6 protein-coding genes are annotated in these 10,969 nt (G+C 44.9%); 3 read left to right on the top strand and 3 right to left on the bottom strand.

Annotated elements, in window-relative coordinates; translation table 11 throughout:
• The coding region (locus QUA16_RS23775; RefSeq protein WP_333103131.1) for a CHAT domain-containing protein at positions 1 to 1,613 on the top strand (1,613 nt) is incomplete at its 5' end.
• Between the two features lie 224 nt (positions 1,614 to 1,837).
• On the opposite strand, the gene QUA16_RS23770 is transcribed toward QUA16_RS23775, so the two are convergent.
• From QUA16_RS23770 to QUA16_RS23760, 3 genes are all read right to left on the bottom strand, one after another.
• Positions 1,838 to 6,394 carry a hypothetical protein gene (locus QUA16_RS23770; RefSeq protein WP_333103135.1) on the bottom strand — a complete coding sequence of 1,519 codons (4,557 nt, stop codon included), beginning with the start codon at positions 6,392 to 6,394 and terminating at the stop codon, positions 1,838 to 1,840.
• Positions 6,395 to 6,619: 225 nt separating this feature from the next.
• On the bottom strand, positions 6,620 to 6,943 hold the full coding sequence (locus tag QUA16_RS23765; protein WP_333103136.1) for a DUF4351 domain-containing protein: 324 nt from the start codon (positions 6,941 to 6,943) through the stop codon (positions 6,620 to 6,622).
• Positions 6,944 to 6,972: 29 nt separating this feature from the next.
• Positions 6,973 to 8,262: a transposase gene (locus QUA16_RS23760; protein WP_333103138.1), complete on the bottom strand. Its 1,290-nt coding sequence runs from the start codon at positions 8,260 to 8,262 to the stop codon at positions 6,973 to 6,975.
• Between the two features lie 858 nt (positions 8,263 to 9,120).
• Here QUA16_RS23760 and ccsB point away from each other — a divergent pair.
• A complete protein-coding gene (ccsB, locus tag QUA16_RS23755; RefSeq protein ID WP_333103140.1) occupies positions 9,121 to 10,191 on the top strand; it encodes a c-type cytochrome biogenesis protein CcsB in 1,071 nt (356 codons plus the stop codon).
• A gap of 243 nt (positions 10,192 to 10,434) precedes the next feature.
• Entirely contained in the window at positions 10,435 to 10,860 is a 426-nt protein-coding gene (locus tag QUA16_RS23750) for a KGK domain-containing protein (protein ID WP_333103142.1), read from the top strand.
• Positions 10,861 to 10,969: the final 109 nt, after the last annotated feature.

The following is a 10,969-nucleotide window of genomic DNA, read 5'->3' as shown; positions in this document are numbered from 1 at the left end:
CCAATGTTTTGCCGATCGCACCCACAATTCAAAATCCAGCGCCGATATCCAATGTTTTGCCGATCGCACCCACAATTCAAAATCCAGCGCCGATATCCAATGTTTTGCCGATCGCACCCACAATTACTCCCAATCCAGTGGTTGCGCCTGCTGCTGCGCCGATAAATCTCGCACCGATACCGACACAGGCGCTCGCAGCCAACCTGCCACCCAGCACAAATCGTTTATTTTCGCCCAGCTTGCAACAGCAAAACCAGATATCTAATTCCTTGCAACAGGGCATTTCACCTCCCGCGTTTGCGAATCTTGACGCTTCTAAGTTGCCAACTAACGTCGGCGCAGTTATTTTTCCCGTGGAGGAGAGATTTACCAGCGAGTTTGTCGATTACCTAAATTTGCCATCAACAACTGCGCTCGCCACCCTAGAAGATGCCCAAATTACCCTTCGCAGTGTCCAACAAGCCACAGGCATCAAACCAGCTCTCATTTATATCAACTTTGTACCCAGGGGTTCTACAGTCGCTCGGCCTTATAGCAGTTCCCCCGTTTTGCGCGTAGAACAGCAAATTCAAGCCTCTGACGAACTGGAAATGATGGTGATCACTCCGGAAGGCGTGCCCGTTCGCCAGCGCATCCCTGGAACCTCTCGCGCCGAGGTAATGGAAGCTGTTCGGAGATTTCGTACTGAACTGACTAATCCGGTAAAGCGCAATACTAAAAGTTATTTGCCCTTGGCTCAGCAACTCTACCAGTGGATGGTAGCGCCGCTCGAAGCAGAGTTGCAAGCCAAAGGCATTGAGAATTTATCTTTTATCTCAGATATGGGGTTGCGATCGATACCGATGGGTGCCCTGCACGACGGCAAAGGCTTTCTGATAGAGCGTTACAGTGTTGGCTCAATGCCGAGTCTGAGTTTGACGGATACCAGCCCCGCCAATTTCAAAAATACCCAAGTTCTGGCAATGGGGGCGTCGCAATTTCCAGAGATGAGTCCTTTGCCTGCGGTGGAAATAGAAGTATCCACAATCACGCCGCAGCAGTGGCCGGGTAAGTCTTTCTTGAACGAAGCTTTCACCCTGGCTAATTTGAAATCGCAGCGCCAGCAGTATCCTTTTGGGATGATTCACTTGGCTACCCACGCCGAATTTCGATCGGGAGACCCCAGCCACTCCTTTATTCAGTTGTGGGATACTAAATTGCGTTTGGATCAGTTGCGGCAAATGGGATGGCACAGCCCGCAAGTTGAAATGTTAGTTTTGAGTGCTTGCAAGACTGCTGTGGGCGATCGAGAGGCCGAGTTGGGCTTTGGCGGGTTAGCCGTGCAAGCCGGGGTTAAATCGGCTATGGCGACTCTTTGGTATGTCAGCGACGAGGGCAGTTTAGGATTGATGACGGAGTTTTACGGGCAGTTAAAAACTGCTCCGATTAAAGCAGAAGCACTGCGGCAAGCGCAATTAGCGATGTTGCGGGGAGAAGTGCGAATTGAAGGGGGGATGCTGCACACTTCTGTTGGCAATCTGCCGTTACCCCCGGAATTGGCAAACACGACGACTCAGAATTTCTCTCATCCTTATTATTGGTCTGCTTTTAGAATGATTGGCAATCCTTGGTAATGAGGTTTGTTTTAGTCGATCGACTGTTTGATCGATTGTTTGACTTTGCGGGCGATCGACTATGGGCCAATTGTGAGAGAGGAAGCGTGAAGGGAGGGGTACTGATAATTGCCGTTTTTGTAACGTCTCTTCCATTTTAAGTTAATCTGTGCTGCCATCACGAAGGCAATTCCCTATTTCCATTACTTGGCTTCAGCAACCCCACACGGGAAACAGACTCGCTTTTATCTATCATATTGCGTTAGCACCTCAGCCAATTTGTAAACTTCCATCTGAGTCATAAAGTCAATCAAGTCAAGACAACGCACTTGTAGGTTTGTGTCTTGGCTTTGACTGTACAATTGCAGGACTAATTTACTAACTTTGTCTGCTTTAATCCTTCCACGCTGACGAATATCAGAATCATCTGACCTCAAGCCTTCGAGAAAGCGATCGCACACTCGATAAGTAACCTCATTTGGAAGTTTAGCTGTTGTCTTTTCCAAGGCATGAATTAAGTTGTAGTCGTCATTATAAAATGATCGACTATCAACAAATGCCTCCACTAAACAGATGTAATCACCCAGTTCATCTCCCTCAAGATGCAAGAAGCACCTAGCTGCTTGAGAACGCACTTTTTCAGTCGAATCATCAAAAAAAGATATTAATTTATTTTCACAAAACTCCCGAAAGTGTGCTATACGAAAGTTAGTTACAAATATTTCAGCAGCAGCGATGCGATGAGTTTCTGTACTAGACAGGCAAAGTTCTGCCAGCCAACGTGCCTCTTCGATATTTAGAGATGCTACACAGGCTTGTCTAGTCCCAACCTTTACTACTTCCGGTAACTCACACATAATCATCCGTTCAACAATCGATGCCAGCACTTTAAAATGCGTTTGTAAAGCATAGTACAAAAAATCCTCAACAGTGTGAGTTCCTAGAAGTGCATCTTCGGTATTGCAAAGTTGCTGAAACAAGCTGACAGCTAAGTCTCGGTCATAATTCAACATTGCTGTTAGTGCTTCAACAGCACACGATCTAACAGCAATCGAAGAGTCTTGAACTATCTGTTGGAGATGTTCCCGAAAGTAATATCCGCGATTTTTATCCGCAAAAATTAGTTTAGCGATGGCACTTACAGCACTACCTCGCGTGGAATTAATTCCAGCATTTAAAATATCACCACCATAGTAAACCTGTCCGTTGGAAGTCTCTTGTTCTGGGTTAGGGTCGTTTAAGGCATACCAAGTTACAATATCAAAAGCCTCTTGAGACCAAGCTAAATCAGCTAATTTTCCCATCAGCAAACTAATCGAACGACCACAAGGATAATTAGGTAATTGGTGGCAAAGCTGACATACCATAAAAGCAGTTTCAAAATCTATATCAACTTCTGCAATACCGCATAAAACTGCATTAAAATAAGATGAATTCGCGCTATCGGGAAACCGCCCTATTAATCCAGCAAAGCGCAAAGGCTCCTGTTTTACTTGGCTTTCTAAAAATTTAGATAAGTTATAAGCTCCACCTATTATTTGCCCAGTCCGCTGAAATCCACTTCTAAGATCATTGTAATCATAACGAGCAATAGCCTTTAACCATTGCTCATCAGTCATCTTTTCTGCTGCTTTCTTAGGTATTGGAGAACCAACAATAGAAGCTGCGATTGGCTCTGATGGTTCGATTTCGTCTGATGGTATTAACTGTAAAGCAGTGAACTTACGTTTCCACTCCTGTAACCGACGATTAGCTATTTCTGTGCGTCGCGAGGAATCAATCGCATCTAGCAAAAGAAACTGTGGATAGCCTCGGAATTTAAGAGCTATAGTAGATTTTGGAGCTTCTGTATAGTAATCGAGAATCAAAGTTTCAAGCTTTAGTAAGTTTTCATGAGAACAATGCGTCGTAATTGCTTTTAGTAAAAGTTGGGTATAAAAGTAAAGTTCATGACGAATAATTCCATTACGATCTACCAATCCTCCTGTTTGAAGTCGTGCTGTTTGTTCGCCGAGGTAATCAATGGCTTCATCGGCAAATATTTCTCCATTCGCAGTGTAGGCACGAATCAACAGAAACTGGATTGTTTCAAAATTGGAGTTACGAAGATGCTGCTCTGCGAGGAGCGAAAAGTCTTCAGGATGGTTCGCAGCCAAATTCGATATTGCCTCTTCCATTCCACGTAATAAGGCATCATGAATCTCATAGCCTTTACCATGAATTCGGCAATACCAGACCAAATCAGGCCAAGGTGGATTATTTTGCTTCAGAGAGGTTAGATCCATCACCCGAAGCATAAAAGGAAGTAAGTATTTAATAAAAGCTCTGGGAGCATTACGGACGCTTGCTATTAAAATTTCTTCTGAAAAATTGCTGTAAGGTAGGGCGCTAGAGCTTCGATCGAACAAATTGGGTTGTCCAGCAGCAATACTTAAATCTAAATACCGATTGAAATAGCAACCAATAGCTTCACAAGCCCATTCTGGATGATGTTTCGGTAAAGAATCTATTCTCATCCAGAAGTCACGATTAAAATCGATTATTTCTCGTGGTTCGTCCAGAATCCCTTCACCAATCAGTCGCAGGAAAAAGTCAAAAAAACGACGAGAAGGAACAAGTTCTGCCCCTTGTATAAGGTGGTTTAGCCGATTATGCCATGCTTCTGATACGCCAATAAAAGGCTCTGCTAGCTCAGCCACCCGCTCCGGTATCTGCCTCTGCATAATAGATAGCAGCGTTATCGTTTGCTCGATACGCTCGTCGTTCTCATCCCTGAGCCATTTTTCTATTAATCGTAGAGAGTCTAGTAGTTGGAACCAACGAACCGAGCTACGCAAAGTTCGCCAGACTTGTTGTGTGATAGGCTCGGATTCGTCACCCATCAAGGGAGCTATAATTTCCCACTCCTCTTGTGTGGGGTCATCTAGCGCTGCAAGCAGGGAAAATACTACCTTTTTTATGTGAAAACGAATGTTAGAGCTAGTGAGTAAAGCTTGGAGGTCGGCAAGATAGCGATCGCGATCTGCATCCCGCTCGTAAACTAAGATTTGGCGAACTTGAGCGCGGCGAAACAGATGTTGCTGTTCTCTATTTCCCAAAAACTCCAATAATTCCTGATCCTCACCTGCAAAACGACGGGCAAAAGCATAGTCAAAAAAACCTTCATGAAAAAATGAATACTGCTGCCCCTCTAGAATCAATACGTGTTCGGATGCCAGCCATTCAGCAGTCTTTCCATATTTATCCACACGAGCTTTGGGAGCAGACAACCTCTGATGTTTACTCATGTAATCACAGAGAGTGTATATTACATTCGTCCAATGCTCAGAAGCACCAAGCCGACCGTGAATAACATCCTTTTTATAGTCCCAGAACTTATCGTATATATCTTTTGCTGTCCTAAAGTTGAGGACATTAGCTTTGGAAACTTCTGCAACTTCTGCTAGCAATCTCAAGTGCAAAGGAATAGATAACAATTCAAGTTGCTTATTGTTCAGTAAGCTGCTATCTAATCCCACTTCTGCAACCATCTCTCGCACTTTATCGTGAGACATGCGGCTAATTATCACTGTCTCGGCAATGCCATTCTCACCTGTTAAACGCTTAAGTCTGCAGTCATAATCTAGGTCAAACTTGCGACAGGCTAGTAGTAGACGCATTTGTGGATAAGCTTTAACCTGGTCGATGATTAGATCGATACATTCAAAAAACTGAGGATTGCGACCAGAAGCTTTACTTACAGCATCAAGCTGATCGATAATCAGGACACAATCACGCCCTTGTGCAATATTGGCTAGAACATGAGCAGGAGAACCGGGTAAATTTTCTAGCTGTTTTCCGATTTGATCGGGTGAGTCTGTTGGGTCTAAACGATCTACCCGAAAAGCTATTAACGGGATACCCTCTTTACGAAGCGCTTCCACAGCTTGAAGAATGACGCCGCTTTTACCAACTCCAGCTTCACCTGCAACTAATACACCGCCTTTACTATCTAGTGAGGTGAGCTTATTGAAAATAATGTCTACTTCATCTCTGGGGATTACTGCTCCTGCGATCGCTTCTTTCTGCAAACGAGAAAGGTAGCGATCGTTCACTCGATCGACAGCAGCCAAAACGTGAGGGTCTTTGCCCCACTCGCGACGGCGATAGCCTCTTTGTTCCAATAGGTAATGCCAGATATCATGTGCTGTTAACTCATTCCTAATTCTGTTTAGTGCTAGTTCAGCCAGTTCAATCCTTACAGTTTTTGAATCGCCCTCAACTAAAGCTGCTAAACGATTATCAACAGTATTAACCAGAAATTGCTCGCCAACTGTTTCCACTTTGACTCGCTTGATCGCTTCGTAAGCATCTGTGCGAGAACAATTTCCCCATTTCTGAAGGAGCGTATCGAAGTGACCTGATAGTTTTTTATTAAGATAAGTTTGCTCAAACTCTGTCAATGATGCAGCATCTCTTGCATCCATCGCTAACCTTTGCAATTCTTCTGCATCTTGAGTAGAAATAAATACACAAGAAACATCTGGATTACTAAGACTTCTCCAAAAGTCAGATAGGACTTGCACTTGTTGATCTTGCAAAGATTTTAGTGTCCAGCGCCCAAGCCCACTTTTTTGTCGCTTAACTTGGTGATACTCCAATTTACCATTTCGACGAATAAAAAACTCTATCCCGTCTATACCTGGTGGTTCTAGACTAATAGAATCGGCTTTCTCATCCATGACATCAACCATACAATGCACAGTCCACCGACCTTCATAGCGATTGCCTAGTTTGTCTGCTACCCCACCAGCAAAAGTCATATCGTCCCTCTCTTTTTAATCTCTGCTTAAAAAGGTTGCAGTATAAAACTTGCCAGATCGTTATCTGTCAACCATTATGTGCGATCGCACGCTTAACATCCTCTCAGCAACGGCGGATGCACCAAAAGAACCCTAAAACCCAGGAAATAGAGGGGGGGTACGTTTGATGTGTTGGTGCGCGTAAATGGCGCGATCGCCCCCTCAAGTGCAATTCCTAACCTCGTTTCAATCTCCCTGCGGCAAATTCTCCAGCCAAACATCTAAATCCTCGATCGACTGAAAATCTAACAATTCCTCTGCTAGAGTTTCAATTTGCTCGATCGACAAATCAGCAATTCTAGTCGTGATAGATTCCGGTAATGTTCCAACTCGCCGATTTAACAGACGGCGATTTAACTGACGTAAAATCAAGGCTCTTCCTTCTTGTTCGCGACCTTGAACAATGCCTTGCACAATGCCTTGTTCAATGCCTTCTTCCTTAGCTTCCCGATAAAAGCGAGTTTCCTCAAGCGTAATCCCTAACATCGCCTCTGCCTCCCTTCGGTTCAAATTTGTAAACTTTTGACATCCTCCCACCACTAATTTGGAGTACCGAATATAGTGGGGGATTCCCAAGAATTCTTGGTTCGCAGTTCATCGAGCCAACTTAGAGCAAGAACGTCTCCGTTCTTAAGCCAGAGGTTAGTTTCTCCCTGCGCTTTTGAGCTTTTGGCTCCAGATTCCGTATGCCCTACGGTACTGTTTAAATATTCAGCTAACAGCTTGAATCCTTTTGCAAAAATGTTTTTTGCGGCATTGTGGTCGCGATCTAAAACCGTGCCACACTGGTTACATCGATGCGTCCTGGTGCTAAGAGTTTTCTTCACTTTCGATCCACAGCACGAACAATCAACAGTCGTGTTTCGAGGTGGAACAGCGATAACAATGACACCGTGAACCAGGGCCAAATATTGAAGCCATTGAGTGAATTGATACCATGATGCGTCGCTAATAGACTTAGCTAAGTGGTGATTTTTCACCATGTTTCGTATCTTCAAGTATTCGTAGACAATTAGGTCGTTAGATCTAACTAGCGCCAGAGCATCTTTACGAGCCTTGTCTTCACGCTGTCTACTTACCTTGAGATGTTGTTTGGCTAAAGCCCTGCGAGCTTTATGGTATCTATTAGACTGCTTTTTGCCCCTGATATGCTTCTTAGAAACCCGGCGTTGCAGCATCTTGAGGCGACGTTCGGACTTTCTCAGATATCGAGGGTTATCGACAGTATTTCCATCAGAATCGGTGTAGAACTCTTTAAGCCCTAAGTCGATTCCCGTCATTTTTCCTTGAAACTCATGCTCCTCTCTTCTATCCCAGTTCACTAAGAACTGAGCGTAGTAGCCATCAGCAAGTCTGATAACTCGAACCCTAGAGATTTGTTTTTCTGAATACCCGACCAAATCCCTAGAGCTCCATAAGTTCATCGTTCCTACTTCAAAACCATCGGTGAAGGTTATCTGTCTTCTATCAGCAGATAATTTCCATCCACTGTTTTTGTACTCAATGGAACGGCTGAACTTCTTGTATTTGGGGTAGCCTTTTTTACCAGGCTTACCCAATCTACAGTTTTCATAAAAACGCCCAATAGCAGACCACGCTCTATCTGCGTGAGCCTGTCTAGCTTGAGAGTTAAGCTTCTTCGTCCAAGGGGTTTCCTTGTTTTTAGCTAGTACCGAGCAAAGCTTTTGGAGGTCATTCCTAGTGACTCCTTTGTTATCTTCCCAATATCGCAGACAAGTGTTGCGGATGAATTGTCCGGTGCGGATTGCTTCATCCAACTTACTGTACTGTGATTGAGTTCCTTTTAACTTTGCTTCTATTACTAACATGGTAGAATGATACCACATTTTACCCAACACAAACACGGGTAGAATTATAATGATTCGCTATCGCTCAATCGTTAGCTGGTCGGCATTCATCTCGCCGCTAAACCATCGGGGGGACTCGCGGATCTCGATAAATCCCCCTCGGTTATAGCGGGAGCCTTCTGCGGACATTAAGGTAAAATATTGAATCTCGACGCATTAACCCAACCTCTCCTCTAACCTATGCAACTGCTCGAACCCTCAGTCGATTTTAGATTTTAGATTTTAGATTTGACTCGCCTTGATAAATCTGGGAGGTTGAGCTTTAGTCTAAAATTTGGGGAGTATCCACAACGATTGTCGGGGGCTTCCGTTTTTTTGCTGGTTGCAAAAACAGCAAATGGGTAATCAGCTCAATCAATTCTAAAGGATTCCAGATAGCCCCAGATCAAAAAACATCCTATATTTTCAGTCCTAGACGCACTCCCGACCAAGAAACGGGGTTTTTTACTTAATCTTCGAGTACGAACGAAGGATTTTCCTAAAAAAACCCGGTTTCGGGCCCCATCTGCGTAAGTCCTAATTTTGTTAATCGGCGATCGAATTTCGCCCCTCAGCATTCCGTGTTTCCTTACTTGGAACTCGTCCAACCTCAAGCCCTCAGCCAGAATCAACAAGTGTGACTTGACGGGGTGACACTCGTCTGGTGGGTCAATAGTAGCTTGTTTGATGCGTCCGCGCGATCGCCCGCCCGTACCTCAACAACCGCCAATCACTCATAATTGCCACAAAAATTCAAAATCCCAAACCCAAAACTGCCCAACCCCAGTACGATCGATCTAGTTAGCAAAAATAAGTAAAAACACTAGCGGAGTAATTTTTATGGATCTGGTCGTACTCCAGAACTGGCTGGACAACATCTCCTTTGCCGTTTTGTTCTCCACAATGCTCATTTACTGGGTTGGCGCAGCATTCCCCGGCATTCCCTACCTGGGGGCCCTAGGAACCGCAGGAATGGGCGTCGCCAACCTATCCATCGCCGCTTTACTCGGTTCTCGATGGATAGAAGCCGGCTACTTCCCCTTAAGCAATCTCTACGAATCCCTATTTTTCCTAGTTTGGGGAATCACCGCCATCCACCTAGTCGCGGAAAACATGAGCCGTTCCCGCTTAGTAGGAGTAGCCACATCCCCCGTAGCAATGGCAATATCCGCCTTTGCAGCCCTGACTCTGCCGGCAACCATGCAATCTGCAGAACCCCTAGTACCCGCCCTCAAATCAAACTGGCTGATGATGCACGTTAGCGTCATGATGCTAAGTTACTCAACTTTAATGGTAGGAGCCCTGCTGGCGATCGCCTTTTTAATCGTCACCCGCGGCCAAAAAATCGAACTCACCGGTAGTTCCTTCGGCACCAACAGCAACCGCAACGGCAACTACCGCCTCCAACGCCCTCAAAACCCCGAACCTCAAAATGCAGAAACCAGCGCCGACAGCGCCTTAGTTTTCAGCGAACCCTCTTTCAACTCCAACAATAACGGTTTAGGCACCACCGCAGTGCTCGAATTAGCCACCGTTCAAACCGCATCAACCGCCCCAACTCAAACCGCAGAACTTCTCTCGCCCCAGCGATTGAATCTAGCAGAAACTCTTGATAACATTAGCTATCGCATCATCGGTTTAGGATTCCCCTTACTGACAGTTGGCATTATTGCCGGTGCAGTTTGGGCTAACGAAGCTTGGGGATCGTACTGGAGTTGGGACCCGAAAGAAACTTGGGCGCTAATTACTTGGTTAGTATTTGCTGCCTACCTGCACGCCCGCATTACTCGCGGCTGGCAGGGAAGACGCCCAGCAATTTTAGCAGCCACAGGTTTTGTGGTAGTTTGGATTTGTTATCTAGGCGTTAATCTGTTAGGCAAAGGTTTACATTCTTACGGTTGGTTTTTCTAATTCCCGATCCACCAATGGGCCACAGAAGAACAGAATAAGTCAAAGAATCGGGATTAATATCCTCTCCGGTTGTAGGGTGGGCACTTCCCACCTTACTCAACCAGCGAGATTATAATAATTAACTCCCTCTTCCTTCTTATAACTTCGGTCTTCCTCACATCCGTTACATCCGTTACATCCGTTACATCCGTTACATAATCCGTTGCCGAACTTCCTTCCTTTATTAAAATAACGACAATTAATATGGACGAATCCCCAATATTCCCCCAAGAAGATGATGTTGTGTCTGCCCCAACCAGCGCTTTGATGTATCAATGTACATTCAAAGTCAGCGAATTTATGGCAATTATGCAAGCGAAATTGGTAGACGAAAAATTATTTTCAGACGGTCTGGATTGCGAGCTATTAAGTGCTGGCAAAGACTGGACTAAAGGAAAACTTAGAATGCGTCTGGAGTTCATTCCGCTGGAACCTGAAATCAAAGAGCAAAAAGCCCTTCCTGCCGCTGCCGAAAAATCAGACACCGTGCAAAACTACGCCGTAGATAGCTCAAATCAAACCGATATAGATGAACCATTAAATCAATGTGACTCAACAGAAATAAATAATCATTTTCCTATTTCTAGGTATCCAGACCGCGACCCCCAAAGTATAGGAATGTGGAGCTAGGGAGGCAAAGGCTGAGAGATTGGGAGAGGGGGATGCTTCCCCTTCTTTGCTCAAAATTAATCGCTTAAATCCCTGACAGTGCTCGTTTTCTAAATTCCTGATTTTTGCT

Origin of the sequence: Microcoleus sp. S13_C3, from assembly GCF_036700905.1 — a bacterium.
GTDB lineage: Bacteria > Cyanobacteriota > Cyanobacteriia > Cyanobacteriales > Microcoleaceae > Microcoleus.
Note: the sequence above shows the minus strand (reverse complement) of the source record. Positions and strands in the feature narration are given on the sequence as shown.